This is a genomic window from Rhodococcus sp. Ni2 (assembly GCF_021352185.1).
GTDB classification, from domain to species: Bacteria; Actinomycetota; Actinomycetes; order Mycobacteriales; family Mycobacteriaceae; genus Rhodococcus_F; species Rhodococcus_F qingshengii.
The window spans coordinates 189,954-216,039 of record NZ_WOXZ01000003.1 but is presented as its reverse complement, the minus strand read 5'-3'; the positions used below and the strand labels follow the sequence as shown (position 1 = coordinate 216,039).

General features: G+C 62.7%; 27 protein-coding genes and 1 riboswitch. Of the genes, 11 read left to right on the top strand and 16 right to left on the bottom strand.

The window, feature by feature from the left end:
* Positions 1-4 precede the first annotated feature (4 nt).
* Positions 5-583: a YdcF family protein gene (locus tag GN300_RS27460; protein ID WP_128638009.1), complete on the bottom strand. Its 579-nt coding sequence runs from the start codon at positions 581-583 to the stop codon at positions 5-7.
* 180 nt (positions 584-763) lie between these two features.
* On the opposite strand from GN300_RS27460, the gene GN300_RS27455 reads away from it, so the two are divergent.
* Entirely contained in the window at positions 764-2,830 is a 2,067-nt protein-coding gene (locus tag GN300_RS27455; RefSeq protein WP_063316215.1) for a TPM domain-containing protein, read from the top strand.
* A gap of 99 nt (positions 2,831-2,929) precedes the next feature.
* Positions 2,930-3,667: a polyprenol monophosphomannose synthase gene (locus GN300_RS27450; RefSeq protein WP_003944487.1), complete on the top strand. Its 738-nt coding sequence runs from the start codon at positions 2,930-2,932 to the stop codon at positions 3,665-3,667.
* Here the strand turns inward: GN300_RS27450 and GN300_RS27445 are convergent.
* Positions 3,642-4,448, bottom strand: coding sequence for a helix-turn-helix domain-containing protein (locus GN300_RS27445; RefSeq protein WP_042924110.1), 807 nt, complete (start codon positions 4,446-4,448; stop codon positions 3,642-3,644). The genes GN300_RS27450 and GN300_RS27445 overlap by 26 nt on opposite strands.
* Before the next feature lie 138 nt (positions 4,449-4,586).
* Between GN300_RS27445 and GN300_RS27440 the strand changes: the two genes are divergently transcribed.
* Both GN300_RS27440 and GN300_RS27435 read left to right on the top strand, forming a co-directional pair.
* A complete protein-coding gene (locus tag GN300_RS27440; RefSeq protein ID WP_054781579.1) occupies positions 4,587-4,952 on the top strand; it encodes a nuclear transport factor 2 family protein in 366 nt (121 codons plus the stop codon).
* Positions 4,953-5,000: 48 nt separating this feature from the next.
* Positions 5,001-5,492 (top strand): MepB family protein, encoded by a 492-nt coding sequence (locus tag GN300_RS27435; RefSeq protein WP_054187671.1) that lies wholly within the window; start codon positions 5,001-5,003, stop codon positions 5,490-5,492.
* On the opposite strand, the gene GN300_RS27430 is transcribed toward GN300_RS27435, so the two are convergent.
* Both GN300_RS27430 and GN300_RS27425 read right to left on the bottom strand, forming a co-directional pair.
* A complete protein-coding gene (locus GN300_RS27430; RefSeq protein ID WP_030536596.1) occupies positions 5,467-6,048 on the bottom strand; it encodes a dihydrofolate reductase family protein in 582 nt (193 codons plus the stop codon). The two genes, GN300_RS27435 and GN300_RS27430, sit on opposite strands and share 26 nt — an antisense overlap.
* Positions 6,049-6,142: 94 nt before the next feature.
* Positions 6,143-7,534 carry a glycine--tRNA ligase gene (locus GN300_RS27425; RefSeq protein WP_003944491.1) on the bottom strand — a complete coding sequence of 464 codons (1,392 nt, stop codon included), beginning with the start codon at positions 7,532-7,534 and terminating at the stop codon, positions 6,143-6,145.
* Positions 7,535-7,732: 198 nt separating this feature from the next.
* Between GN300_RS27425 and GN300_RS27420 the strand changes: the two genes are divergently transcribed.
* Positions 7,733-8,116, top strand: a complete 384-nt coding sequence (locus tag GN300_RS27420) for a metalloregulator ArsR/SmtB family transcription factor (protein WP_003944457.1) — start codon at positions 7,733-7,735, stop codon at positions 8,114-8,116.
* Positions 8,117-8,127: 11 nt separating this feature from the next.
* Positions 8,128-8,559 (top strand): Fur family transcriptional regulator, encoded by a 432-nt coding sequence (locus GN300_RS27415; RefSeq protein WP_003944514.1) that lies wholly within the window; start codon positions 8,128-8,130, stop codon positions 8,557-8,559.
* Between the two features lie 5 nt (positions 8,560-8,564).
* Here the strand turns inward: GN300_RS27415 and GN300_RS27410 are convergent, their stop codons facing one another.
* Genes GN300_RS27410 through recO form a run of 3 tightly spaced genes read right to left on the bottom strand, consistent with a single transcriptional unit; the run spans position 8,565 to position 10,574 of the window.
* Positions 8,565-8,987: a YbjN domain-containing protein gene (locus GN300_RS27410; RefSeq protein WP_019749000.1), complete on the bottom strand. Its 423-nt coding sequence runs from the start codon at positions 8,985-8,987 to the stop codon at positions 8,565-8,567.
* Complete coding sequence (locus GN300_RS27405) at positions 8,984-9,802, bottom strand: isoprenyl transferase (protein WP_003944543.1); 819 nt, start codon at positions 9,800-9,802, stop codon at positions 8,984-8,986. Before GN300_RS27405 ends, GN300_RS27410 begins: the two co-directional genes overlap by 4 nt.
* Positions 9,759-10,574 (bottom strand): DNA repair protein RecO, encoded by an 816-nt coding sequence (recO, locus tag GN300_RS27400; RefSeq protein ID WP_029255636.1) that lies wholly within the window; start codon positions 10,572-10,574, stop codon positions 9,759-9,761. The genes GN300_RS27405 and recO overlap by 44 nt, the downstream gene beginning before the upstream one ends.
* Positions 10,575-10,671: 97 nt before the next feature.
* Here recO and GN300_RS27395 point away from each other — a divergent pair, with 97 nt between their 5' ends.
* Positions 10,672-11,421 carry a TetR/AcrR family transcriptional regulator gene (locus GN300_RS27395; protein WP_007731095.1) on the top strand — a complete coding sequence of 250 codons (750 nt, stop codon included), beginning with the start codon at positions 10,672-10,674 and terminating at the stop codon, positions 11,419-11,421.
* Here the strand turns inward: GN300_RS27395 and GN300_RS27390 are convergent.
* Both GN300_RS27390 and GN300_RS27385 read right to left on the bottom strand, forming a co-directional pair.
* On the bottom strand, positions 11,418-12,407 hold the full coding sequence (locus GN300_RS27390) for a diiron oxygenase (protein WP_003944493.1): 990 nt from the start codon (positions 12,405-12,407) through the stop codon (positions 11,418-11,420). The genes GN300_RS27395 and GN300_RS27390 overlap by 4 nt on opposite strands.
* A 103-nt stretch (positions 12,408-12,510) precedes the next feature.
* Positions 12,511-12,951, bottom strand: a complete 441-nt coding sequence (locus tag GN300_RS27385; protein ID WP_003944516.1) for a DoxX family protein — start codon at positions 12,949-12,951, stop codon at positions 12,511-12,513.
* Between the two features lie 138 nt (positions 12,952-13,089).
* Positions 13,090-13,183, top strand: a riboswitch (TPP riboswitch).
* On the opposite strand from GN300_RS27385, the gene GN300_RS27380 reads away from it, so the two are divergent.
* Both GN300_RS27380 and GN300_RS27375 read left to right on the top strand, forming a co-directional pair.
* Entirely contained in the window at positions 13,174-13,965 is a 792-nt protein-coding gene (locus GN300_RS27380) for a 3-oxoacyl-ACP reductase (protein WP_063316292.1), read from the top strand. It overlaps the preceding riboswitch by 10 nt.
* The gene (locus GN300_RS27375) at positions 13,965-15,245 is read left to right on the top strand and encodes an LLM class flavin-dependent oxidoreductase (protein ID WP_058039414.1); all 1,281 of its coding nucleotides are present in this window, start codon (positions 13,965-13,967) and stop codon (positions 15,243-15,245) included. The genes GN300_RS27380 and GN300_RS27375 overlap by 1 nt, the downstream gene beginning before the upstream one ends.
* Here the strand turns inward: GN300_RS27375 and dinB are convergent.
* On the bottom strand, positions 15,242-16,540 hold the full coding sequence (dinB, locus tag GN300_RS27370; RefSeq protein WP_007731083.1) for a DNA polymerase IV: 1,299 nt from the start codon (positions 16,538-16,540) through the stop codon (positions 15,242-15,244). The two genes, GN300_RS27375 and dinB, sit on opposite strands and share 4 nt — an antisense overlap.
* 121 nt (positions 16,541-16,661) lie before the next feature.
* Here dinB and GN300_RS27365 point away from each other — a divergent pair, with 121 nt between their 5' ends.
* The gene (locus tag GN300_RS27365; protein WP_063316216.1) at positions 16,662-17,123 is read left to right on the top strand and encodes a MarR family winged helix-turn-helix transcriptional regulator; all 462 of its coding nucleotides are present in this window, start codon (positions 16,662-16,664) and stop codon (positions 17,121-17,123) included.
* On the top strand, positions 17,120-18,100 hold the full coding sequence (locus tag GN300_RS27360) for a zinc-binding alcohol dehydrogenase family protein (protein WP_063316217.1): 981 nt from the start codon (positions 17,120-17,122) through the stop codon (positions 18,098-18,100). The genes GN300_RS27365 and GN300_RS27360 overlap by 4 nt, the downstream gene beginning before the upstream one ends.
* A gap of 9 nt (positions 18,101-18,109) precedes the next feature.
* On the opposite strand, the gene GN300_RS27355 is transcribed toward GN300_RS27360, so the two are convergent.
* From GN300_RS27355 to kdpF, 6 genes are read right to left on the bottom strand one after another with little or no spacing between them, the layout of a single operon-like run.
* Positions 18,110-18,790: a response regulator gene (locus tag GN300_RS27355; RefSeq protein WP_003944545.1), complete on the bottom strand. Its 681-nt coding sequence runs from the start codon at positions 18,788-18,790 to the stop codon at positions 18,110-18,112.
* Positions 18,787-21,327, bottom strand: a complete 2,541-nt coding sequence (locus GN300_RS27350; protein WP_063316293.1) for a sensor histidine kinase KdpD — start codon at positions 21,325-21,327, stop codon at positions 18,787-18,789. Before GN300_RS27350 ends, GN300_RS27355 begins: the two co-directional genes overlap by 4 nt.
* A gap of 7 nt (positions 21,328-21,334) precedes the next feature.
* A complete protein-coding gene (locus GN300_RS27345) occupies positions 21,335-21,985 on the bottom strand; it encodes a potassium-transporting ATPase subunit C (RefSeq protein WP_063316218.1) in 651 nt (216 codons plus the stop codon).
* A 6-nt stretch (positions 21,986-21,991) separates the two neighbouring features.
* Complete coding sequence (gene kdpB / locus GN300_RS27340) at positions 21,992-24,097, bottom strand: potassium-transporting ATPase subunit KdpB (RefSeq protein WP_063316219.1); 2,106 nt, start codon at positions 24,095-24,097, stop codon at positions 21,992-21,994.
* Positions 24,094-25,779, bottom strand: a complete 1,686-nt coding sequence (kdpA, locus tag GN300_RS27335; RefSeq protein WP_063316220.1) for a potassium-transporting ATPase subunit KdpA — start codon at positions 25,777-25,779, stop codon at positions 24,094-24,096. The genes kdpB and kdpA overlap by 4 nt, the downstream gene beginning before the upstream one ends.
* Entirely contained in the window at positions 25,779-25,877 is a 99-nt protein-coding gene (gene kdpF / locus GN300_RS27330) for a K(+)-transporting ATPase subunit F (RefSeq protein WP_007731078.1), read from the bottom strand. Before kdpF ends, kdpA begins: the two co-directional genes overlap by 1 nt.
* Positions 25,878-26,086 lie beyond the last annotated feature (209 nt).

The following is a 26,086-nucleotide window of genomic DNA, read 5'->3' as shown; positions in this document are numbered from 1 at the left end:
GTCTCTATTGCCCTGCCGTGTAGGGGAAGTCTGCCGAGAAGTGCGTGAGCTGATACCAGAGCAGCGCGCCGGTTTCGCGAGCGATTCCGTGCAACTGGGATTCGCGGGTGAAGACAGCCGGGCCCTGACGAGTAGGTGCGGTCCACGCCTGGAGTCCTGTGTCGCGGGCCATCGTCCGCGTTCGCAAGGAGTGCCACGGGTCACTGACCAGGACAGCGGAATTGATTCCCTGCGAGGACATCTCGGCGCTCACCGCGTCGATACTGAGCAGTGTGTCCGAACCGGTCTCCACCGCGGTGATCGCACTCGAAGGAATTCCGCGATCGGTCAGATACATCTTTCCCGACGCCGCTTCGGTGTACTCGTCACCTTCTTGTTTGCCGCCGACAGTGATGATCTGCGGCGCCACTCCGCGCTTGTACAGCTTGTACGCCTGCTCGAGTCGGGCCTCGAAGACGGACGACGGAGTGCCGGAATACTGAGCCGCGCCCAGAACGACTATCGCGTCGGCCGGCCGCGTGTCGTCGATGCGCGCCACCTGCCACACCCGGAACGCAGTACCCCCGACCAGAACCACGGCCATCAACACGGCACCGGCGATCAGTCGGCGCGTCCAGCGAGCCAATCCTGCCCCGAAGCCGCCCGCCCGCGAGGGTGATGGGTCGTGGGGGCGGTTACCGAAAGCAGGTTTCACTCCCGCAATTCTGCCAGTTCGCAGCGATCACCTCCGATGCCGACGCGCCACAACGGATAGATTTGCGTCATGGCCCTCGCACCACACTTCGCGCAGTTGTCCTCGGTAGAGCAGAGTCGGACAACCACCCGACCCGTTCGGCGTCGGGGAAGCGCCGCCGCCGTCGCTGCGATTTTCGCTTTGCTGGCGCTCGTCTTCAGTCCTGCGCTCGCCTCGGCGGACGCCCCGATGGTGTTGCCGAATCACATCACCGACACCTCCGGGGTCCTCGAGGCCGGGCAACGCAGCGATATACAAGCCGCGATCGATCAACTCGGCGAGGACCACCAGATCGATCTGTGGGTCGCGTTCGTCCCCGATTTCAACAACCTGGGTGGCCAGGCGTGGGCACAGCAGACAGCCACGAAGTCGACGCTGAGCACGAAGTCCGTCCTGCTTGCAGTTGCCACGGCGGAGCGTGCTTACTACCTCGATGTGCCCGCTGAGCTGAGCAACATCACGGATTCCGACATCGAATCGATCAATACCGACGCGGTGGAACCGGCTCTCGCCGAGGATGATTGGACCGGCGCGGCAATTGCCGCAGCCGGCGCACTCGGCGACGCGAACAACACGAGCGGCGGAATGGGAGTCGGAACACTCCTCATCGCGGGCGGCGCTGTGGTGGTCGGGACGGGCGGTGTGGTCCTGTACTCACGTAAGCGCAAGAACGACAAGAACAAGGCAAGCGTCGAAGCCGCGAAGAACATCTCCCCCGACGACATCGCCAGCCTCAACGCACTCCCGCTGCCGACGCTCGACGAACGCGCGAAGGAGATCCTCGTCGAGACGGACAACGCGATCGCCGGCAGCCAGGAGGAGCTCGATCTGGCCCGCAGCGAGTTCGGAGATTCCGCCGTCGCACCCTTCTCGGCAGCATTCGACAAGGCCAAGGCCACCCTCGCCGAAGCCTTCGCGATCAGGCAGCGACTCGACGACGCCATCCCGGAAACTCCCGATCAACGCCGACAGATGCTGATCGACATCATTTCCTCGTGCGGTCGAGCCGACCAAGAACTCGAAGCTCGCGTCGAGGAGTTCGACGGGCTTCGCGACCTTCTCATCAACGCCCCCGCACGTCTCGATGCGTTGACGCAGAGTGTTGTTTCTCTCAGCGTGCGCTTGCCCGAATCCGAGGCGATTCTGACCAAATTGAAGGATCAATTCCCCGCGCCGACGCTGGCATCTGTCGTGAACAACGTCACGATGGCCAGTGAACGCCTGACGCTCGCCGAGAAGTCGATCGAGGAAGGCCGCGATGCCACCGCGCTGCCGGCCGGTAAGCAAGGCGCTGCCGTCACTGCGATTCGCACGGCCGAAGCCGCCCTCGATCAGGCACGCAAGCTACTCGACGGCGTCGATCACGCCGCCGACGACATCCGAAACGCCATCGCGACACTTCCGTCCGCGATGGACGACGTCCAACAGGGCATCACCGCTGCGGACGCTTACCTGGCGCAAGGCGGGCAGAAGTTGGCGGACGCGAAGGCCGCAGCGCAGGCAGCGTTGGCGAATGCTCAGACGTCGAAGGACAGCGATCCGCTGACAGCCTTCAACCAGATCGTCGCAGCCGACGCCCAACTCGACGCGCTTCTTGCCGACGCTCAGGAGCAGAAGCAGCAGCTCGAACGTGCACAGCAGCGCCTCGCCCAGGACATTCTGGCCGCACAGGCTCAGGTGACCGCTGCAGGCGACTTCCTCGGAACCAGGCGCGGCGCGATCGGGGCGGAGGCGCGCACTCGCTACGCCGAGGCTCAGCGGCACCTGCAGGCGGCCCAGCAATTGCAGGCCTCGGATCCGTCGAAGGCACTGCAACACGCCCAGGCCGCGACCACCTTGGCGACGCACTCACTTCGCGCCGCGCAGAACGACGTCAACACCTGGGAAGCAAACCAACGACCCCGCGGTGGCGGCGGCGATGCGACGGGAGCGATCCTCGGCGGCATCCTGATCAACAGCATTCTGCGAGGTGGCGGCGGGCCCCGCTCGTACGGCGGACCGAGCAGCAGCGGACGCTCCGGTCGCGGTGGCGGCGGCGGTGGTTTCGGCGGCGGGGGCGGCGGCCGAACCAGTCGAGGCGGCGGCGGCCGGTTCTGACCGATCCCGTCGAGGTAGTAAAATCCCTACTTTGTTCACGACCGCACTCGTCGTACGCTTCATCCGGCAAGTCGGGATCACAGATCATACGAAGGTGTTATGGAAAGCGTCGCCCCGCAGATAACCGTCGTTGTACCTACATACAACGAGCGTGAGAACCTGCCAAAGCTCGTCGATCGCCTCGCCGCGTTGAAGATCCCGAACCTGCACGTCCTCGTGGTGGATGACAACTCCCCCGACGGCACGGGTGAGGTTGCGGACAAGTTGGGTATCGACGGTCCCATCCCGGTCGGAGTGCTTCACCGCACGGTCAAGGACGGTCTCGGCCGTGCTTACGTCGCGGGCATGAGCCGGGCTCTGGCGGAGAACGCAGACATCGTCATTCAGATGGACGCAGATCTCTCGCACCCGTCCGAGGCGATCCCCGCCATGATCGAGATCCTCACCACTACCGATGCGGCAGTCGTTCTCGGCTCCCGCTATGTCGAAGGCGGCGCAGTCGCCGGCGACTGGCCGTGGCACCGCAAGGCTTTGTCCGCCTGGGCGAACTTCTACGTCAACGCCATTCTGCGACTGCACGTCAAGGATGCGACCGCCGGCTTCAAGGCGTGGCATGCAAAGACCTTGCGCGACATCGACGTCGAATCGGTGCAGAGCAACGGCTACGCGTTCCAGGTCGAGATGAACTACCGAGTTGTTCAGCGCGGCATGAAGATCGCCGAAACGCCCATCCGCTTCGAGGAGCGCACCGAAGGCGTCTCCAAGATGAGTCTCTCGGTTCAGTTGGAGTCTGCACTGGTGCCGTGGAAGCTCAAGTTCGGCAAGAAGTCCCTGTGACCTCGGCGGCCGATCGAAAGTAGTCGGCCGTCTGCGTGTCCGACGGGTAGAACGATTCGATCGCAATCTCTGCGAGCGTGACGTCGCGCGGCGTACCGAACACTGTGGTGGTGCTGAACATCGCCAGTTCGGTATCGCCGACGCGTAGACGCAACGGAACCAGCAGGGAATTCGCGCGGTCGTCGTGCCAGTCTCCGCCGCTGGGATAGGCGCGCAGCTCGTCGAGCAACGACGATAGCTGCGCATCCGCACTGACCTCCACTTCCCGAGCCAGCCTTGTGAGCAGGTGGGCCCGCCACTGCGCGAGGTTCACGATCCGCGGCGCCATGCCCTCGGGATGCAAGCTCAGACGCAATACGTTCACCGGTGGTTCCAGGAGGAAATCAGCGGCGCCCGCGGTCAAAATTCCCACGGCCTGGTTCCCGGCGACCATCTCCCACTGCTGATCGACCACCACGGCCGGATACGGGTCATGCGCGTCGATGATGCGATCGATGGCCTCACTGACCGCTGACATCGGCGCTTCTGCCAACGACTTCTGCGAGTACTCCGGCGCGTGGCCACTTGCCAGCAGAAGCGTGTTCTGTTGTCGTAGAGGAACATCCAGACATTCGGACAGGTGAAGAATCATGTCCCGGCTCGGCTTGGAGCGGCCGGTTTCGATGAAGCTCAGATGCCTGGTCGACACTCCTGCCGCGGCCGAGAGACCCAACTGAGTGAGCCTTCGCCGCTCCCGCCACCGCTTGAGTTCGGAGCCCACGTCCATCGTCTCGAAGGTCATTCTTTCAAGTTAGCGACCCGAGGTAGCCGAGGCCATGACCTCAGAGGTAATCGACCCGAAGCAGTTTCGGAGGAACAGTGGTCTCAGCCGGCGAGGCCGCCGGACATTCACCACCGGAAACTGATCAAGGGAGCGACCATGAGCGACTTCGACGCAATCGCCGACGCCTACATCGACATGTGGAACGAAACCGATACCACCGCCCGTAAAGCACGGGTCGAGCAATTGTTCGCACCCGGCGGTCGCTACACCGATCCGCTCGCGGACGTCACCGGACACGATCAGATCGACGCGATGATCAACGCTGTGCAGCAACAATTTCCGGGCATGCACTTCACCCTCGTCGGACCGGTGGACGCGCATCACCGACAGGCCCGATTCGGTTGGGCTCTCGGCCCGTCGGGGGCCGAGTCACTGATCGACGGATTCGACGTACTCGAACGCGACGACGACGGCCGGGTGACGCTTGTCCTCGGGTTTCTCGACAAGGTGCCTTCGGCCTGAATCGGGACTACCACCGACAGCGTTCGTCACGAAGGTTGTCGGTGGTTCGTGGCATCATCGGTGCCGATGAACGCCGACGGATTTACCTGGTCCACACCGATTCCCGAGTCCGAGGGTGCTGAGTACGACGCTCACACGCTGACCGTCAACGGCCTTCCCACCGTCTATCGAACCGCCAAGACGACGCCGACCAAGCTCGGTCAGTTCGTCACACTGTGGCGCCGTTCCGAGGCCGGGCCCATCCGCCCCTTCGACATCGGCGACCGCGTGATGCTGTTCGTGGTGAAGGTATACGACGAAGAGCATTCGGGGCACTTCGTCTTTCCCGTCGAAACCCTCGTCGAACACGACATCGTCTCGACGAACTTCTCCGGTGGTAAGCGCGCTGTCCGGGTCTATGCGCCCTGGGTTACGCCGACCAGCGCGCAAGCAGTCAGAACTCAGCGCTGGCAGATCCGGCATTTCGGCGAGTTCCCTGATGTACTCAGCTCGACTGTGTTCAGCTCAACTGCGTTCAGCTCAACTGATACGTCGCGATGATGACGCCTGTTGTCGTAGGGACGCTGTCGGTGAGGGTGAACTGAGCGAGCGCAGCTCCGTCGGGGAACAATCTGCGCCCGGTTCCGAGAACCAGCGGATGTATCAGCAGAGTGTAGGTGTCGACGAGACGTCGCGCGGCCAAGGACGTGATCAAGTCGCCGCTGCCCAGAATCACCAGATCCGGGCCCTCACTTTCCTTGAGCGTGGCGACCGCGTCGGCGGCATCACCTTTCAACAAGGTCGAGTTCTTCCACGGCAGCGGTTCACCCAAAGTCCTTGACGCTACGTACTTCTGCGTGTTGTCGAGCACCTCGGTAAACGGATTGTCGGTCTGAAACGGCCAGTACGAGGCGAAGTTTTCGTAGGTTTTGCGTCCGAACAGCAACGCCGATTTCTTCGCCATCCCCTCCCCCATCTTCTGCGCCATGACGGAATCGTTGAAGGGTGCTGCCCACCCACCGTGCTCGAATCCGCCACGACGGTCCTCGTCCGGCCCACCAGGTGCCTGCATGACACCGTCGAGAGTCACGCTGTTGGTCACGCTGAGTTTTCTCATAACTTCGATCCTGCGCCTGAAGGACCATCGGGGAAAGAGAAAACGGGCGGTCCTTCTCGATTGAGAAGGACCGCCCGTCAGCTTCGAACGAGAATCAGGAGCCGATCAGCCGTGCGGCCAGGTAGCTTTCCACCTGATCGAGGGCGACGCGTTCCTGCGCCATGGAGTCACGCTCACGCACCGTCACAGCCTGGTCTTCAAGAGTGTCGAAGTCGACCGTGATGCAGAACGGTGTGCCGATCTCGTCCTGGCGACGGTAACGACGACCGATGGCGCCGGCGTCGTCGAACTCGACGTTCCAATTCTGACGCAGCTGCGCTGCAAGATCTTTGGCCTTCGGCGTCAGGTCCGCGTTACGCGAGAGCGGCAGAACGGCAGCCTTGACGGGAGCGAGTCGACGATCCAGGCGGAGCACTGTTCGCTTGTCGACGCCGCCCTTGGAGTTGGGCGCCTCGTCCTCGGTGTAGGCGTCGACCAGGAAGGCCATCAGCGAACGCGTGAGACCGGCCGCCGGCTCGATGACGTACGGCGTGTACCGCTCGCCCGTCGTCTGGTCGTAGTAGTTCAGCTCGGTGCCCGAGTGCTTGGAGTGCGTCGAGAGATCGAAGTCGGTACGGTTCGCGATACCTTCGAGCTCGCCCCATTCGCTGCCCTGGAAGTGGAAGCGGTACTCGATGTCCGTCGTGCCCTTCGAGTAGTGCGAAAGCTTTTCCGGCGCATGCTCGTACAGACGCAGGTTGTCCTTGTTGATACCGAGGCCGGTGTACCAGTCAAGGCGGTAGTCGATCCAGTACTGATGCCACTGCTCGTCCTCGCCCGGCTTGACGAAGAATTCCATCTCCATCTGCTCGAACTCACGGGTGCGGAAGATGAAGTTGCCGGGGGTGATCTCGTTGCGGAAGCTCTTGCCGATCTGGCCGATGCCGAACGGCGGCTTCTTACGCGAGGTGGTCAGCACGTTGGCGAAGTTCACGAAGATGCCCTGTGCGGTCTCGGGGCGAAGGTAGTGCATGCCCTCTTCGCTCTCGACGGGGCCGAGGTACGTCTTGAGCATCATGTTGAAGTCGCGCGGCTCGGTCCACTGGCCGACGGTGCCGCAATCGGGGCAACCGATGACATCCATCGAGACGTCGTCCGGGTTGTCGAGCTTCTTCTTCTCCGCGTACGCCTCCTGCAGGTGATCCTGACGGTGACGCTTGTGACAGTTGAGGCACTCGACGAGCGGGTCGTTGAAGACACCGACGTGACCGGACGCGACCCACACCTCGCGGGGCAGAATCACCGACGAGTCGAGGCCGACGACGTCCTCGCGGCTGGTGACCATGTTGCGCCACCACTGGCGCTTGATGTTCTCCTTGAGCTCGACTCCCAATGGGCCGTAGTCCCATGCGGACTTGGTACCGCCGTAGATCTCACCGCACGGGTAGACCAGGCCTCGCCGCTTGGCGAGATTGACAACGGCTTCGATCTTGGACTTGGGTGCCACTCGATTGCTCTCCATCTGGGTAATAGATGCATGATTTTCGTGCGCTTTTCGCACCATCAGCCTATCTGGCGGCTGCCACGCACTTCCGTCCAAGGTTGACATGCATACTTGTGCATATCAAAATGAAAGTGATTTGCAATAATGTGGTGAGATGGCTATGCCCGGACATCATGATCTACCCCTCGAAGGAGCCTCGCTGTGAGCATTGCGGATACCGGCGATCTCCACAAAAGCCATGATCATTCCGACCTCGGACACACGCACGACCCGTTCGAAGCCGCACCGCCCGCGCCCGTGCCGCCCAAGGAAACCCTGGCGGCAGCCGGCGAAATTCTGCGGGCGCTCGCTGCACCCGTTCGGATCGCGATCGTGCTTCAGTTGCACGAGTCGGAGCGTTGCGTTCACGAACTCGTCGGAGCTCTCGGTGTCACTCAGCCACTCATCAGCCAGCATCTGCGCGTACTCAAAGCAGCGGGCGTCGTCCGCGGCGAGCGCAACGGACGAGAAGTTCTCTATCGACTCGTCGACGATCACCTCGCACACATCGTCGTCGACGCTGTCGCCCACGCCGAAGAAGGATGAGATTCCACCGCATGAACACCCCGGGCAGTACGACCTCGAAACGTGGACCGGCCACAGTCGGCGTTCGTTCCACGAAACAGCGCAGCGCCATCTCCGCCTTGCTCGACGACATCGACGAATTCAAGTCGGCACAGGAATTGCACGACGAACTGCGCAAGCGAGGTGAAGGCATCGGCCTGACCACCGTCTACCGCACGCTGCAGGCACTCTCCGACGCCGGAACCATCGACGTCCTACGCACCGACACAGGTGAGTCCGTCTACCGACGCTGCTCCTCCGGGCACCACCATCACCTGGTGTGCCGCAACTGCGGATTCACCGTCGAGGTCGAGGGCCCGACGGTCGAGCAGTGGTCACAGACCATCGCCGAGGACAACGGTTTCACCGAAGTGAGTCACACCGTCGAGATCTTCGGCACCTGCCGCGACTGCGCCGCCGCCTGAGAGCGTCAGGGAATCAAACCCTGCCGGGCGGTATCGGCACCGGTGAGCGCCAGTAGCAACATCGTGGTCAGTGCCTCGTCGTCCAGTCCGGCGGCAGGGAACGTGTAACGCAGGATGACGTCCGCCAGACTGCCGTGGCCGAACACCGCGATGGAGCCGAATTGGATGGTGCGATTCCGCTCGGCCACCTTGCGATGCAGTGCCGCGCTCACCGGTCGGTCCCATGCGAGAACGCACGTCATGGACAGCACGTCCAGACCCTCGGACAGATTCATCGCCTGGATGGAACACAGCGCGCCGGAGTATTGGAAACCCAGTGATCCGTCGGCAGCAACATCGACCGTCACGAAATGCGCCAGCGAGGCGGCCGCGCGTTCTTGTAGGCGGGCTGCTTCGTCGGTGGTGTCGGTCATGTTCTCCCCTGTCATTTGACGCCACCGAATCTACGGTCGCGTGAGGCGTACTCGACGCAGGCGGCCCAAAGGTCGCGGCGGTCGAAATCGGGAAACAGCTTCTCCTGGTACACCATTTCGGCGTAGGCGGATTGCCAGATCAAGAAATTGGACGTCCGCTGTTCCCCCGACGGACGCAGGAAGAGGTCGACGTCGGGCATGTCGGGTTCGTCGAGGTACTTGGCAACCGTCGCCTCGGTGATCTTGTCCGGATTGATCTCACCGGCCGCGACACGCTTCGCGATTTCCTTTACCGCATCGGCAATTTCGGCCCGGCCGCCGTAGTTCACACACATGGTCAAGTTCATGACGGTGTTGTTCTTGGTCAGTTCTTCGGCGATCTCGAGTTCCTTGATCACGCTGGCCCACAGGCGCGGCTTACGACCGGCCCACCGAACACGCACACCCATTTCGTTCATCTCGTCGCGTCGGCGGCGGATGACATCACGGTTGAAGCCCATCAGGAATCGAACCTCGTCGGGACTCCGCTTCCAGTTCTCGGTGGAGAAGGCGTAAGCGGAGAGCCACTCGACACCCATCTCGATGCACCCGCAGACGGTGTCCATCAGGACAGCTTCGCCGCGTTCGTGCCCGGCGGTTCGGGGCAGACCGCGCTCCTGCGCCCATCGTCCGTTGCCGTCCATCACCAAAGCGACGTGGCGCGGGATCAGTTCGGTTTGCAGGATCGGCGGGGTTGCCCCGGACGGATGTGGGTCCGGTGGTCGGATCACCCGGTCAGCAGCAGAATCAAGCGGAGTTCGCGGTTCGCGTCGTCGAATCACGTGTTCCATCCTGCCTCACGGGCAAGTCGACCTCGACGGCTGCATGCGGCCTCGAACGCTCGATCAGCGGCAACGTCCGCAATTGGCGCTCGAGATGCCACTGCAGGTGTGCCGCGACCAGTCCGCTGGCTTGCGTCCGCAGCGTCGCGGGCGCCGAATCGGTACCCTCCCACTCCCCTCGGAGCAGGGCTTCCATCAAGTCGAGCACTCCGGGCGACGGCGTCGCAGCACCCGCCGGGCGGCAATAGGTACACACGGCTCCGCCTGCGGCGACATGAAAGGCCCGGTGCGGTCCAGGAGCACTGCAGCGGGCGCACTCTTCGAGGGCAGGCGCCCAACCCGCATAGCCCATGGCTCTCAACAAGAACGCGTCGAGCACGAACTCGACCGGTCGTGCCTGCTCGGCAATCGCACGCAGCGCTCCCACCGTCAATCGCTGAAGCTGCGGGGCCGGCGCGCGTTCCTCGCCGGCCAACCGCTCGGCAGTTTCGAGTACGGCGCAGGCCGTGGTGTACCGGCTGTAGTCGTCGACGATGTCGGTGGCGAATGCGTCAACCGTCTGCACCTGAGTGATGATGTCGAGATTCTTGCCCGGAAGTAGTTGCACGTCGATGTGAGCAAACGGTTCGAGTCTGGCACCGAATTTGGAGGTGGTTCGGCGGACACCTTTGGCCACGGCACGTACCAACCCGAACTGACGGGTGAGCAACGTGACGATGTGGTCGGCTTCGCCCAGTTTGTGCAGGCGCAGCACCACTGCCGTGTCTCGATACAACCTCACTCGACCAGTGTCCCACGTTGTACCGACGACCGATCCCGATGCCGCGCCCGATGATCAAGTCGGAAACACGGCAGGTCCGTCCGGATAGACTGGCGCGATGCCGAGCGACGCAATTGCGCAACCTGTCACTGCAGAGTTGACCGGTCGCGAAGCGCGGTGGGAGCGACACAACTCCGAGCGTCAGAAACGGATACTCACCTCGGCGGTCGAACTGATCGAAGAGCGTGCGGCAGGTGCCGAGGTGTCCGTCCAGCAGATCGCCGATCGTGCCGGCCTCGCCAAGTCGGTGGTGTACCGCCAATTCAGCGGCCGAGACGACCTCGATCGACGAGTCCGAGCGTTTGTGCTCGGACAATTTGCGGCGGCCCTGGACGCGTCGATGAGCATTTCGGTAGGCACTCTCGACCAGATCCTGACCCGAACCATCAGCGCCGTCGCCGAGTGGATCACCGAGCATCCGCGGATTCACGAGTTCATGGGTACCGGCCCCACCGACTACGACGACGAGAGCATCGACGCGATCAGCAGTCTGAAGGCCACAATCGCCGACTCCGCCCGCACCACTATCACCGAAGTCGGTCGATCCGTGGGGATCGACTCCTCACCCTTCGATTCACTACCGTTCGCAGTGGTGACAATGGTCGAGGGCACGCTCACCCACTGGGTCCGAAGCACCGATCCGAAGCCGAGCCGCGAAGAGATCGTCGCCGACCTCGCGAAATACACCTGGTACATGTTCGACGGCGTTGCCCGCTCGAGCGGACTACAGATCGATCCCCATGTCGAATTGTCCACGCTCATAGCCGAGCTGGTGTCCTCCGACGGAGGAACTTCGCGGCCGGACTAGATCCGGGTCTTGTCGGAACGCTTCGGCTCGCCGCGGTAGCGGGCGTAGTCGCCGTCGATGCGCAGCTTTCGCCACGCACGCTTCGACACCGGATTCATCAATCCGAGTTCGTCTGCCAGGGCTCGCATTTCGCCGAAGTAGTTACCCAGGATGCGGCGTGAATGCGGGCTCCCCCAGAAGGCGCTCTTCATCACCTCGTCCGGGATTCCAAATTCTTCGGCGAATTCCTTTGGCGGTGACATGATTTCACCCGCAAGCCAACGCATCGCGCCGGGGAAGGCGACCGATGTGATGGCTCGACTCGTACGACTGAGTCTGGGGACGTGATTGCGCAGGAACTCGTGAGCAAACGAGATGTGTCTCGCTTCTTCGGCGATGTGAATCTCCATGGTGCGGAGCATCGCCGGCGGCGTGTCCTTACCCTCACGGATGAGATCCTTCTGGAAGTGGTCGATCGGTTCTTCACCAGCCAGAATGCCGATGAAGAAGATGACCGGGAACTTTGCTCCCAGCACTCCGATGATCGGCGACAGCCGCCGGAACATCGGACGCATACCCGGCACGTCGATGTCCATGCGATTGACGAGTTCCTGGAACATCTGGATGTGATTGCACTCTTCGGTCATCTCGTGCAGGCAGTACCGGAACTCAGGCGACTGGTTGGGTAGCGCCATGATGTATTGCAGCATTCCCCGGATCAAGATGCTCTCGAAGGCCGAACCCACCTTGGTCACGTTCGCCTGACGCCACATTCCCATGGCGATTCGACGCTCCAACGACTGATCCTGGTACCACTGCGTCGCCCCGAGGGGGTCCGACACGGACGAGAGCACCCATCTCGGATCATGCGGATCGATCGCGAACTCTGGTGAATCCCAGTCGATGTCGAGATAGGGATCGAAACTGCGGGCAACTGAGCCCTCGGACAAAGTCTGCAGTACCTGGTGGTACGGCTTTTCCACTTCGATCGACGCTGACCGAGCCATCGGTGTCTCCTCACGGCCAGTCCGTCGATTGCAGTCGACGGACTTGAATGAGGTCAAACATAATGGGACACCGCGTCCCACGCAACCCCCTCGGGGGCCTATTTCAGGCCCGACGCAGCGGGATGATCTCGCGAACCTTCTCGTCCCGGAGATACAGTCCCGCCCACATGACGATTCCGGTGTAGACGGCAAACAGGGTCGTGCTCAGCAGAGGCTGTTCAGCTCGAAGGTTGGTCAACACCGCTCCCCCCAGGTAACCGGTGAGCAGAATCGCGCCGAGTATCGACGTTCGCGGAATCACGTACAGCGCAAGGCAGATCAGTTGCACCACCCCAGCCGTCAATGCCAGCGAGTCCGGCAACCCAAGTTCAGCCGACGCATCCTTGACTGTCTGAAGGTTGAGAATGTGAATGATGCCGTCGAAGAGCATGAAAACGACGAACAGCCCACTCAGGACGTATCCGAGCTTGCGAGCCGTGGCCGAAGGTGTCGTCGTCGTGGCGTTACCGGAAACAGTTTCGTTGTGGACGGGCTGGGTGGTCATCGGAATCTCCTGGGGCGAAGGCGAGCGGCCGGTTGCCACTTCGCTTGCAATTACGACTCCCGAGCGATCGAAAACTCATCGCGCCGGCCGTTACAACGCACCCGGCGTTCAGGACGATTCACCTCACGTGGTCTGATGGACGGTGACACGGGGTGCCGAAAAAGTCGGCTGAGATCAGACCCGATGAACCTGACCAGTTAGCACTGGCGGAGGGATGTCGACATGACCGAACAGCAATTTCAGCGCGCACTCAGCCTGGACGAGCAGATCGTTCTGATCACCGGTGGCGCCCGCGGGCTCGGCGCCGCACTGAGCCGAGCATTCTCCCGCTCGGGCGCCCGCGTAATCGTGAACTACAACAAGAGCCGCGATGCCGCCGAGGCCCTGGTCGCCGAACTGGGTGAGGATCGCACCTTCGCAGTCCAGGCGGACGTGACGGACCGCAGTTCCGTCGACCAGTTGTTCTCCGCTGCACGCGAGAGATTCGACGCACCGATCTCGACCGTGGTCGACAATGCACTGGTCGACTTCTCGTTCAACGGCGATGCACGGCCGAACGCGGACACGATCACCTGGACCGACTTCGACTCTCAACTACGCGGAGCTGTTGCCGGAACACTCAATACCACCCAGGCAGCGCTACCAGGCATGCGCGAACTCGGCTTCGGCCGAATCATCACTGTCGGAACCAATCTGGTCCAGAATCCGGTAGTTCCGTACCACGACTACACCGCTGCCAAGGCCGCACTGTTGGCACTGACACGGACGCTGTCCGCCGACCTCGGTCCGGACGGGATCACAGTCAACATGGTCTCGGGCGGCTTGCTCCGCACCACCGATGCGAGCGCCGCAACACCGGAAGCCGTGTTCGACATGATCGCGGCAAGCACTCCCCTGCGCCGAGTCACCACGCCGGACGAATTTGCCGACGCTGCACTCTTTTTCGCCTCCCCATGGTCGCGGGCCGTGACCGGCCAGAACCTGGTTGTCGACGGCGGACTCGTCAAGAACTGATGGGCGCACAGCTGCGGATAGGTGCGTTCCTGCTCGGTTGCGGACATCACAGTGCGGCATGGCGTCATCGCGACTCACCGGTCGAAAGTCTCGGCGACATAACGTATTACGAGTCGCTCGCCCAGATCGCCGAACGCGGCAAGCTGGACGCCGTCTTCTTCGCTGACGGTCACAGTGTTCGCGAACCCGAGTCGGGTGCGTCGTGGTTTCTCGAGCCGATCACCGCATTGACTGCCATGGCACGAGCGACAGCGGACATCGGCCTGGTGACCACCATTTCCACCACTTTCTACACGCCGTTTCACGCGGCGCGACTGTTGGCCTCGCTCGACCACATCAGCGGCGGACGGGCCGGCTGGAACGTCGTGACCTCGATGTTCGACCAGGAGGCGCGCAACCACGGACTCGAGGCGATGCCCGATCATGCATCCCGATACGAACGAGCCGACGAATTTGTCGAAGTGGCCCTCGCATTGTGGGATTCATGGTCGGAAGACGCGCTGATTCTCGACCGGTCGGGGCGTTTTGCCGATGCAAACAGGATTTCTCGAATCGATCACGACGGCAAACATTTTCGGGTGGACGGGCCGTTGACGGTTCCGCGCTCCCCGCAAGGCCGGCCGGTGTTGTTCCAGGCCGGGGCGTCCGAGCAGGGTCGCGATCTGGCGGCGCGTCGCGCCGAGGCAATCTATTCGGTTGCCTACGACTTACCCAGCGCACAGGCCTACTACGCGGACGTGAAATCGAGAATCGAGCGAGCCGGCCGGGATTCGAACTCTGTCGCCGTGATGCCGGGACTGGTCACCTACGTCGGCAGCACCGTCGCCGAGGCCAGGGCGAAGAAGGCCGAACTCGATCTCCTGCTGCCCACCGAACAGTCGATACGCCAACTCTCGTTGTTCACCGGACAGGATTGCGAGAACTGGGATCTCGACGGGCCCGTGCCCCCGTTGCCTCCACTCGAAGCGTTCACAGGGCCGCAGGGACGCTACGCCACTATTTTGCGGATCGTCGAGAAGGACGCACCGACTGTGCGGGAGCTCCTCGGGACGCTCGCTGCGGGTGGTGGTCACGCAACGATGATCGGAACACCGGAGTCGATTGCCGACGAGATGGGATCCTGGTTGAACGGCCGCGGTGCCGACGGTTTCAATCTGATGCCGCCAACCTATCCGCGGGGTCTGGAAGATTTTGTCGATCACGTGATTCCGGTGCTGCAGGCGCGTGGGTTGTTCCGTCGCGAATACGAGGGAGCGACTCTGCGAGAAAACCTCACCTAGTCCGGCAGTAGCGGCACCGACAGGTCCGGATCGCGTCCCAGGAGCACTCCCCTCGTAAGGGCCGCGGAGCCGAACTTCTTCCGGACACTGTCCATTGCCGAGTCGAGGGCGGCAGTGTCCGGACCCGCGAATCCTGGACCGTCGAAGGGCAATTCGAGTTGTTCGGCGCCGTCCCGATCCAGGTTGGAGACAGCGACACCGATCAACGTGATGCCCTTGTCCGCGATCATCGGTATCGCTTCGTCCAGCAGCACCATCGAGGCGCTCAGCAATTCCGCTGTGTCGGCGGTGGACCGGCGCAGCGTGTGAGATCGAGTTGCCCGCGTGAAATCCGCGAAGCGGAGCCGGAGCGTGACCGTGCGCCCCGTCCGCTGCGCCGAACGCATGCGTCGACTGACACGGTCGACAAGGGACATCAACGACGCATCGAGTTCTGCGCGGGGATGGGATCCGCGACCCAGCGCATGCTGAGCACCCATCGAACTGCGGCCACGATAGGCGCGGACGGGGCGCGGATCTCGATTGTGTGAGAGTGCGTAGAGATGGCGACCGGCGCCGCCCCCGAGAATCGAGACGATCGAGGATTCGTCGTGCCGAGCGATGTCACCCACCGTCACGATGTCGAAGTTTCGCAGCTTCTGGGCCGTGATCTTGCCGACGCCCCACAGCTTCTCGACCGGCAAGGGATGCAGGAACTCGGTCTCGCCCTCCGGCGGCACTCGCAGCAATCCGTCGGGTTTCGCGAATGCACTGGCGACCTTGGCCAGGAACTTGGTGCGTGCGATTCCGACCGTGATCGGTAGTCCGACCTGCTCGGCCACATCGCGTCTGAGGTTGGCTCCGATCTGCAGCGGGTTTCCCACGATCTTGGCGAGCCCGCCGACCTCGAGAAAGGCCTCGTCTATGGAGATTCCTTCGACCAGCGGCGACGTGTCGTGAAAGACGTCGAACACGTCTTTGCTCGCCTGCGAGTACGCCGACATTCGCGGAGGGACAACTATCGCCTGAGGACACAGTGATCGGGCCTGACCACCGCTCATGGCTGTGCGAACCCCGAACGCCTTGGCCTCGTAGCTTGCCGCCAAGACCACCCCACCACCGACGATGACCGGCCTGCCGGCCAGAGTCGGGTCGTCGCGTTGCTCGACTGATGCGTAGAACGAATCGAGGTCCGCATGCAGGATTGTTGCGTCACCTGTGGACCGACTACCGCCAGAATGATTACCGCCGGAACGAGCACCGCCAGGGTGATTACCTGGCGTTTCTTGATCCAGCGGTTCATGCGACACGAACATATGTTCCCATGCGCCACCGACACAATGAAAGGCCGCAAATAGATTCCATGGAATTAATCACGAATCGGGCGTACGGTGAGAGAATGATTCCACGGAATGCATATCGGTTCGGAGTCTGCTCGTGACCAGATCAGCCCTGAGCAGGCACTTCGACAACCTCGTCCGCTTCGAAACCGAACTGTGGACGGCCGTCGACCAGCGACTCCGAATCGAGCACGACCTGCTACTGAGTCGATTCGAGCCGATGCAGATCATCGACAGGCTCGGCTCCTGTCGGGTCTTCGACATCGCCGAGGCCCTCGCGATCACCGTCGGTGGCACGAGCAAGCTGGTGGATCGAATCGAAGCGGCTGGACACTGCCGTCGAAAATCCAATCCCACCGACAAACGATCCTCACTCATCGAGTTGACTCCCGAGGGCAATGAGCTGTTGCGGCGGGCGAAGGCAACGTTCGACGGCGAATTGGAGCGCCGTCTCGGTTCCGTGCTGACGCCCGACGCTCTCGATCGATTCGGCGCCACACTGGCCACGCTGCGTGAAGCCAATCGAAACCTGACACCGACCACGAAGGAAAAAGCATGACCGACACAATGCGCGCAATCGTGCTCGACGCCCCCGGCCCGCCAGAAGCATTGACTATCAGAGTGATTCCGATACCCGTGCCGATTGCGGGCTGGGTACTGGTCCGGGTGAAGGCATTCGGCCTCAATCGATCCGAACTTCACACCCGCCTCGGCCTCGCCGAAGGCGTGACATTCCCGAGGGTGCTGGGCATCGAGGCCGTCGGCGAAGTGGTGAACTGCCCCGGCGGGGAGCTCACCGAAGGCCGGCAAGTCGCCGCCATGATGGGCGGGATGGGGAGGACGTTCGACGGCGGTTATGCCGAGTACACGTGCGTTCCCGTCAGTCAGGTCGTTCCCTTCTCGAGCGAACTGGACTGGTCGACAGTGGGAGCTGTTCCCGAGATGCTGCAAACGTCCTACGGCTCGCTGACGGTAGGACTGGACGCGAAATCCGGTCAATCCCTGTTGATCCGGGGAGGAACCTCCTCGGTCGGCATGGCAACCGCAGTCCTGGCGAAGCAGTGGGGACTCACTGTCCTTGCGACCACCCGAGATGCGAACAAAGCGTCGTCGTTGACCGCGATCGGGGTTGACCACGTTATCGTCGACGACGGTGCTGTGGCCGGCCAGGTTCGAGACATCCTCCCGGGCGGTGTTGATCTGGCCCTCGAATTGGTCGGAACACCAACACTTCCCGACACGTTGCGCGCGACCCGCGTTCACGGCACCGTGTGTTTCACGGGAATGCTGTCCAACGAGTGGACAGTCAAAGACTTTTATCCGATCGACTACATTCCACGCGGAGTGCGATTGACCTCGTACGGTGGGGACGCGTCCGACCTGCCTGCCGACGTACTGCAAGACTTCCTCTCCGCTCTGGCGTCAGGCGAGGCGGTGGTACCGATCGACGAGGTGTTCGCGTTCGAGGACATCGCGCGAGCACATGCCAAGATGGAAGCCGGTACGGCACGTGGCAAATTGGTAGTTGTGCTCTGACCTGGCTTCTCACACCACGAATCGATAACCCATTCCTGCCTCGGTGATCAGATGCTTGGGGTTCGCCGGGTCATCCTCGAGCTTCCGACGAAGTTGAGCCAGGTAGACACGTAGATAGTGGGTCTCGGTGTCGTACGCCGGTCCCCACACTTCCCGAAGCAACTCCTTCTGCCCGACCAGCTTTCCGCGGTTGCGCACAAGCATCTCGAGCATGCCCCACTCGGTCGGAGTCAGGTGCACCTGTTCACCGCGCCGACTCACTGTTTTCGCAGCCAAGTCCACCGTGAAGGACGCGGTCTCGACCGACGGTTCCGAAGTGTCCGCCGCGGAGGTTCCCCGCCTCGCCGCAGCGCGCACACGGGCCAGAAACTCGTCCATCCCGAAGGGCTTGGTGACGTAGTCGTCCGCACCGGCGTCGAGAGCCTCGACCTTGTCCGCGGAATCCGTGCGCGCCGACAGCACGATGACCGGCGCCGTGCACCAGCCACGCAGGCCGGCAAGCACTTCGGTGCCGTCCATGTCGGGCAGTCCGAGATCGAGTACCACGACGTCCGGTGGACGCTCGGCAGCAGCCCGCAAGGCACCGGCGCCCGTCGACGCGGTCACCACCTCGTACCCGCGCACCGAAAGATTGATACGCAGAGCTCGCAGAATCTGCGGTTCGTCGTCCACTACCAGGATTCGACTCATGATCCATTCCCATTCGTACCGGCCGCAGCCAACTCCACGATCATCGTCAATCCCCCACCAGGTGTGTCTGTGGCGCTGACCGTTCCGCCCATCGCATCGACAAATCCGAGCACCACGGAAAGTCCGAGGCCCACTCCGCCGGTGTTGTCGCGATCTCCCATCCGTTGGAACGGCTGGAACATCGTTTCGGCCTCACCTCGCGGAACACCTGGGCCCGTATCGGCAACACTGATCACCACACGATCACCGAGTTGCGCCGCCCCGACGCGCACCGGGGTTTCTCCCCCGTAGCGCAGAGCGTTGTCGACGATGTTCGCAATCACCCGCTCGAGCAGACCTTGATCTGCCTGCACTGCAACGGTACCCACGTCGACGACTACACTTCGAGCCCGCGAATCCGAGCGTCCACCGATGCCGAGGCCCAGCAACGCGCGGTGAACCACCTCGTCCAGATACACCGGCCGCAGCGTGGGTTTCACCACCCCGGCGGCAAGTCGGGACGAGTCGAGCAAGTTCCCGACCAGCGCCGTCAACTGATCCGCCGACTCCTCGATGGTTGCCAACAATTCAGCGGTGTCTTCGGGCGAGAACTCGATGTCGTCGCTGCGCAGACTCGACACCGCCGCCTTCACTCCGGCGAGAGGCGTTCGCAGGTCATGGCTTACCGCTGACAGCAGGGCTCGACGCAGTTGATCAGCCTCGGTGAGCGCGGCAGCCTTGCTCGCCTCGACTGTCAGTTTCTCCTGGCGGATCATCCCAACTGCTTGGTGAGCCACCACCGTCAGCACTCGTCGATCCCGCGCACTCAGGTCGGGCCCAGCCAACAACAGCGCGTATTCCCCGTCGTTGACCTCACAGACCGTATCCGCTTCGTCGTCCGTGGTCGGCGGCTGCGTACCCACGGCGGCGATGACTCCGTCGTCGTGATGAATGACGGAAACCCCTCGCTGGCGATAGATTTCGAGTGCCTTCGCCAGAAGTGTCGACAGATCCGCTCCGCGGAGAACTGATCCCGCGAACAGTGTGAGCAGTTCGGCTTCCTCGGATGCGCGCTTCGCCTCGCGGGCGCGCTTTGCTGCGGCGTCGACCAGAACGGCAACTGCCACAGCCACGATCAACAGCACGACAGTGGTGATGAAGTTGTCAGGTTCGGCGATGGTGAAGCTGTACCGCGGATCGGTGAAGAAGTAATTGAGCAGCAGTCCCGAGATCAGGGCCGACAATATCGCCGGGCCGACGCCGCCGAGGAGGGCGACCAGAACGACCACGACGAAGAACAGCGCGTTCTCGCCGTTGACCCCGGAGATTCGGTCGACGAGACCCATGATCGCGGCCGCGAGCGAAGGCACGACGATCGCCGCAATCCACGACAGGACCCGGCGCTCCGAGCGCCCCAGCACCGAAATGCGTCGTCGCGCCGTCGCTTCCTCGTGCGTGACCATGTGAACGTCGATACCACCGGACTGCTGAACCACCGCAGCGCCGATCCCCTCGTCGAGGATGCGAGCCAGGCGGGAACGCCGCGACGTTCCCAGCACCAACTGTGTGGCGTTCTCCTCACGCGCGAACTCGAGGAGCGTCGACGGTACGTCGTCACCGACAACGGTGTGAAGCGTGGCGCCGACTCCGACAGCCAACGCGCGCACCTTGCCCATCTCTGGGGCCGAGACGCCGGTGAGTCCGTCACCGCGTACGACGTGGACCACCATCAGCTCGGCGCTCGACTTCGACGCGATTCGAGATGCGCGTCGTACCAGGGTTTCCGACTCCGGTCCCCCGGTCACGGCAACGACGACACGCTCGCGCGCTTCCCAGGTATCGGTGATCTTGTTCTCGGCCCGGTATTTCGCCAGTGCGGCGTCCACCTGATCGGCCACCCACAGCAGAGCCAGTTCGCGTAGCGCCGTGAGGTTTCCGCGTCTGAAGTAATTGCCCAAGGCCGCATCGACCCGTTCCGGTGAATACACGTTTCCGTGAGAAAGTCTGCGGCGCAGCGCCTCCGGGGTGATGTCGACCAGCTCGACCTGCGCCGCACTACGCACTACCGCGTCCGGAACCGTCTCCTGCTGAACCACGCCGGTGATGTGCGCGACAACGTCGTTGAGGCTTTCGAGGTGTTGCACGTTGACCGTGGACAGAACGTCGATCCCGGCTTCGAGCAGTTCCTGTACGTCCTGCCAGCGCTTGTGATTCTTGCTCCCTGGCGTGTTGGTATGTGCCAACTCGTCCACCAGGACAAGGGCCGGACGCCGAGCCAACACGGCCTCGACGTCCAGTTCCGGCATCCGTGTTCCGCGATAATCCACCAGCTTGGGCGGCACTGTTTCGAGGTCTCCGATCTGCGCCGCGGTGCGGGCGCGGCCGTGTGTCTCCACGACGGCCGCGACCACGTCACAGCCACGATCTCGACGCCGATGAGCCTCACCGAGCATCGCGAAGGTCTTTCCGACGCCAGGCGCAGCGCCGAGGTAGATACGCAATTCACCACGTTTGCGTGCCCTACCGAAAGATTGACCGATCTTCTCCGAAGAACTCACGTGACAATCATCCACCAGTCGTCGGTGCAGCACACGTAGGTGCCGTCAATCCGAGTGCCAGGTTCAATTCCAGGACGTTGACTCGCTCGGCTCCGAGAAATCCGAGTTGCCGACCGTCGGTGTGCTCGGCCACCAAGTCCCGCACCTGGTCTTCCGAGATGCCGTTGTTCGCCGCCACCCTCGCGACCTGCAGTTCGGCGTACGCCGGACTGATGTGGGGATCGATACCCGAGCCCGAACCGGTGACTGCGTCGACGGGAACCGATGCCGGGTCGACACCTTCACGTGCCGCGATGGCTGCCCGGCGCTCGATGACGAATCCGGCCAGAATCTCGCTGCTCGGCCCCTGGTTGGACGGCAGTGCCGCAGCGGGATCACCGGTGGCAAACGGATCCTCGTCCGAAACGGATCCGACAACACGATTGTGGACGAACGGGTCCTGCTGCCCTTCGGCGACCTGCGGATCGACACCCACCCAGGCACTGCCGACCACGCAACCGGCGGCATCGGTGACCGGTGAGCCTTCGGCAGATCCGGAGCTGATCCGGCTGACACCCCACACCGCGGCGGGATAGACCACACCGAGAACGACGGTGAGCGCGAGCAATACGAGCAAACCCGCCCACACCTGTTTGGCAAAACCGATAGTGAAACGCATGTCAGGTCACCCAATTCCAGGAATCAAACGTACGACGAGATCGATCAACCAGATACCGACGAACGGTGTGATCACACCGCCGAGACCGTAGACGAGCAAGTTACGTCCGAGCAACTGCGATGCCGTCGACGGTCGGTATCGAACACCCTTGAGTGCCAACGGAATCAAACCGATGATCACCAAGGCGTTGAAGATCACGGCCGAGACGATCGCCGATTCGGGGGTGGCGAGACGCATGATGTTCAACGCGTCCAGCTGCGGGTAGATGCCGCTGAACAAGGCCGGCAGGATTGCGAAATACTTCGCCAGGTCGTTCGCCAACGAGAATGTGGTCAACGCGCCGCGGGTGATCAGCAATTGCTTGCCGATTTCCACCACCTCGATCAGCTTGGTGGGATCGGAGTCGAGATCGACCATGTTCCCGGCCTCTTTGGCTGCCGAGGTTCCCGTGTTCATCGCGACCCCGACATCGGCCTGGGCAAGGGCGGGAGCATCATTGGTCCCGTCACCGGTCATCGCGACGAGACGTCCGCCTTCCTGTTCCTTCCGGATCAGGGCCAGTTTGTCTTCCGGGGTGGCCTCCGCCATGAAGTCGTCGACGCCCGCCTCGTCGGCAATCGCCTTCGCGGTCAACGGATTGTCGCCGGTGATCATGATCGTGCGAATACCCATCGCCCGGAGTTCGGCGAACCTGTCAGCCATTCCCGGCTTGACGACGTCGGACAACGCGATCACGCCGAGGAGCGAGGTACTCTCACCATGCTTGACGGCAACTACCAGCGGCGTTCCGCCCGCTTGGGCGATGTCGCCCACGGTGTCGGTCACCGCGCTCTCCGCGTGTCCACCGCCACTGACGACCCAGTTCATCACCGCATCTGCTGCACCCTTTCGGATTTGGCGTCCGGAGTGGTCGAGTCCGCTCATCCGGGTTTGTGCCGTGAACGGAACGAACTCTGCGCGTTCCTCGTCCAGCGTCGGCTCGTCAGCGAGACCGAACTCCGCTGCGCACAGCTCGACGATGCTCCGTCCCTCGGGAGTTCCGTCGGCAAGGCTCGACAAGCGAGCTGCCGCAGCAAGATCGTCGGCGGATACACCGGGCGCCGGATGGAGTGCGGTGGCCCGGCGGTTACCGAAAGTGATGGTTCCGGTCTTGTCCATCAACAGGGTGTCGATGTCGCCCGCAGCTTCCACCGCGCGTCCCGACATCGCGAGAACGTTGCGCTGGACGAGGCGGTCCATGCCCGCGATACCGATCGCCGAGAGCAGCGCTCCGATGGTCGTCGGGATCAGGCAGACGAGAAGTGCGATCAGCTTGATCGGATCCTGCTCGTGCCCCGCGTACAAGCCCATCGGGCCGATGGCTACGACGGCGAGGAGGAAGATGACGGTCAACGACGCGAGCAGGATGTTGAGCGCAATCTCGTTGGGTGTCTTCTGACGTGAAGCACCCTCGACGAGCGCGATCATCCGGTCCACGAACGAACTGCCCGGTGCTGCGGTGATTTCCACGACGATGCGGTCCGAGAGAACCGTCGTACCACCGGTGACGGCGCACCGGTCACCACCGGATTCACGGACCACCGGCGCGGATTCACCGGTGATCGCCGATTCGTCTACGGAGGCAATACCCTCGACCACGTCGCCGTCGCCGGGGATGACCTCGCCGGCAACCACTATCACCCGATCGCCGACCACCAGTTCGGTGCCGGAAACCGATTCGATCGCACCGCTCATCGTGATCCGATGTGCTGTGGTGTCCTGCTTCACCTTTCGCAGGCTCGCCGCCTGCGCCTTGCCGCGCCCTTCGGCCACGGATTCGGCGAGGTTCGCGAAGATCACCGTGAACCAGAGCCACAGGGTGATCACCCAGGAGAACACCGAGGGATCGGCGATCGCCATGACAGTGGTGATGACGGAACCGACGAACACCACGAACATGACCGGGTTGCGGGCGAGGTGGCGTGGGTCGAGTTTGCGCACGGCCCCCGGCAACGCGGTGATCATCTGCCGCGGGTTGAAAACGCCTGCGTGTACTTGACGGGACTGCCCTGGATCAGCCTTGTCGGCGGCGTCTTGCGCTACCACGGGTTTCTCACTGATACGCACGGTCATTGAAGAGCCTCCGCTAGCGGGCCCAGCGCGAGGGCCGGGAAGAATGTAAGTGCAGCAACAAGAACGACGGTGCCGGTCAACAAACCGGTGAACATCGGTCCGGACGTCGGGAGGGTGCCGGCCGTCGGCGCCACCTTCTTCTGCGAGGCAAGAGCACCGGCCAAAGCGAGAACGAAGATGATCGGCAGGAATCGGCCGAGAAGCATGCAGATTCCGAGAGACGACTGGAACCAGTCGCTGGTGACCGTCAGACCGCCGAAGGCGCTGCCGTTGTTGTTGGAGGCGGAGGCGAAGGCGTAAAGCACCTCACTGAACCCGTGGATCGATCCCGGCGTGCCCGGATCTCCCCCATTGCCTTGATAACCGGTGGTCGAACCGAGGATGACGGTGATGGCGGTACCGATCAAGACCAGCGCGGGCATGACCAGAATCGACAGCGCCGCAAGGGTGATCTCGCGTCGACCCAACTTCTTGCCGAGATATTCGGGCGTGCGACCGACCAGCAGTCCGCCGACGAACACTGCGATCAACGCCAGCACAAGAATCCCGTAGAGGCCGGTTCCGACTCCACCTGGCGCAATTTCGCCGAGCAACATGTTGAGCAGGACCGCGCCGCCGCCGAGGGGTGACATGCTGTCGTGGGCCGAGTTCACCGCGCCCGTCGACGTTCCCGTGGTCGCCACCGCGAACAACGCCGATCCGGGGATTCCGAAGCGAACTTCCTTGCCCTCCATCATCGAACCAGCTGCTGTGGCGGCAACACCGCGTGCGCCGGATTCGGCAGCGAGCGTGACTGCGAGCAGCCCGCTCCACAGGATTCCCATCACTGCCAGCAGGGTGAGGCCTTGCCTACGATCCCCGACGAGAGTTCCGAACGTTCGGGTGAGGCAGACCGGAATCAACAGGATCGCCAGAATCTCGACGACATTGCTCAACGGGGTGGGGTTCTCGAACGGGTGCGCCGAGTTGGCAGCCAAGATCCCGCCACCGTTGGTGCCGAGTTCCTTGATCGCTTCCTGGGACGCGACGGGGGCCAGTGCATTGGTCACCGCATTGCCGTCGAGGCCGGTGGAGGCGAAACCGCTGTGGAACGACTGGATCACACCCTGGCTCAACAGGATCAGGGCGATCACGAAGGAGAACGGAAGGAGGATGCGCAGAGAACCACGCGTCAGATCGACCCAGAAGTTGCCGATCTCGCCGCCCCTGGCCACCCGAATGAAGCCGCGAACCAATGCGATGGCCACCGCCATGCCGACCGCTGCCGAGACGAAGTTCTGCACCGCCAGACCGACGGGCTGAACGAAGTTGCTCATCGTCGTTTCCGGCGTGTACGACTGCCAGTTGGTGTTCGCCACAAACGAAATCGCGGTGTTGAACGCTACGGCGGGACTGACCCCGGACAGACCGTCACTCAGCGGCAGTAATCCCTGAATCCGTTGCAGGAAGTACAGGAACAATGCGCTGGCCAGCGAGAATCCGAGAACGCTTGCGGCGTAGCCGTACCACGTCTGCTCGGCCCTGGAGTCGATCCGACCGACACGGTAGATCACACTCTCGACCCGAAGATCTCGCGTCGACGAGTAAACACGCGCCATGTAGTCGCCCACCGGGACGTAGGCGATTGCCAGAACGACGAGGACAAAAGCGATCTGCAGGCCGGCTGCAAGAGCGGGCGACATCAGAACCTCTCAGGATCTACGAGTGCAACGAGCAGGTAAATGACCAATGCCGCGGCGACGGCGATCAGAACCACGCTGACCACACCGGCAACCGTCATTTGGGAGCGCTCGCCTGTAGGGCGCGCAGTACCAGCGCGCACACGAGAAAACCGCCGAGAATCAGAGCAACGTAGGCCAGATCGGCCATGAGCTTCCCTCTTCGAAATCTTTTGCCGTGCTGCTGTACATCGCAGCCATGACGCGCGGTCGCCCTCGACCGGATGCGCTCTCTCAGCTTCGACCTCCGGAAAGGCCGATTCCGCGTCTC

Excerpts from the sequence above, each read along its gene's own strand:
- GN300_RS27390 (WP_003944493.1), bottom strand. The coding sequence starts at position 12,407 with ATGGCTCGGTCAGCGTCGATCGAAGTGGAAAAGCCGTACCACCAGGTA.
- GN300_RS27445 (WP_042924110.1), bottom strand. The coding sequence starts at position 4,448 with ATGACCTTCGAGACGATGGACGTGGGCTCCGAACTCAAGCGGTGGCGG.
- kdpF (WP_007731078.1), bottom strand. The coding sequence starts at position 25,877 with ATGACGGTTGCCGGTGTGGTCAGCGTGGTTCTGATCGCCGTCGCCGCG.
- GN300_RS27375 (WP_058039414.1), top strand. The coding sequence starts at position 13,965 with ATGGGCGCACAGCTGCGGATAGGTGCGTTCCTGCTCGGTTGCGGACAT.
- kdpB (WP_063316219.1), bottom strand. The coding sequence starts at position 24,097 with ATGACCGTGCGTATCAGTGAGAAACCCGTGGTAGCGCAAGACGCCGCC.
- GN300_RS27430 (WP_030536596.1), bottom strand. The coding sequence starts at position 6,048 with ATGAGAAAACTCAGCGTGACCAACAGCGTGACTCTCGACGGTGTCATG.
- GN300_RS27405 (WP_003944543.1), bottom strand. The coding sequence starts at position 9,802 with ATGGAACACGTGATTCGACGACGCGAACCGCGAACTCCGCTTGATTCT.
- GN300_RS27460 (WP_128638009.1), bottom strand. The coding sequence starts at position 583 with ATGGCCGTGGTTCTGGTCGGGGGTACTGCGTTCCGGGTGTGGCAGGTG.
- kdpA (WP_063316220.1), bottom strand. The coding sequence starts at position 25,779 with ATGTCGCCCGCTCTTGCAGCCGGCCTGCAGATCGCTTTTGTCCTCGTC.
- GN300_RS27440 (WP_054781579.1), top strand. The coding sequence starts at position 4,587 with ATGAGCGACTTCGACGCAATCGCCGACGCCTACATCGACATGTGGAAC.
- GN300_RS27360 (WP_063316217.1), top strand. The coding sequence starts at position 17,120 with ATGACCGACACAATGCGCGCAATCGTGCTCGACGCCCCCGGCCCGCCA.
- GN300_RS27450 (WP_003944487.1), top strand. The coding sequence starts at position 2,930 with ATGGAAAGCGTCGCCCCGCAGATAACCGTCGTTGTACCTACATACAAC.
- GN300_RS27345 (WP_063316218.1), bottom strand. The coding sequence starts at position 21,985 with ATGCGTTTCACTATCGGTTTTGCCAAACAGGTGTGGGCGGGTTTGCTC.
- GN300_RS27455 (WP_063316215.1), top strand. The coding sequence starts at position 764 with ATGGCCCTCGCACCACACTTCGCGCAGTTGTCCTCGGTAGAGCAGAGT.
- GN300_RS27410 (WP_019749000.1), bottom strand. The coding sequence starts at position 8,987 with ATGACAGGGGAGAACATGACCGACACCACCGACGAAGCAGCCCGCCTA.
- GN300_RS27355 (WP_003944545.1), bottom strand. The coding sequence starts at position 18,790 with ATGAGTCGAATCCTGGTAGTGGACGACGAACCGCAGATTCTGCGAGCT.
- GN300_RS27395 (WP_007731095.1), top strand. The coding sequence starts at position 10,672 with ATGCCGAGCGACGCAATTGCGCAACCTGTCACTGCAGAGTTGACCGGT.
- GN300_RS27385 (WP_003944516.1), bottom strand. The coding sequence starts at position 12,951 with ATGACCACCCAGCCCGTCCACAACGAAACTGTTTCCGGTAACGCCACG.
- dinB (WP_007731083.1), bottom strand. The coding sequence starts at position 16,540 with ATGTTCGTGTCGCATGAACCGCTGGATCAAGAAACGCCAGGTAATCAC.
- GN300_RS27415 (WP_003944514.1), top strand. The coding sequence starts at position 8,128 with ATGAACACCCCGGGCAGTACGACCTCGAAACGTGGACCGGCCACAGTC.
- GN300_RS27380 (WP_063316292.1), top strand. The coding sequence starts at position 13,174 with ATGACCGAACAGCAATTTCAGCGCGCACTCAGCCTGGACGAGCAGATC.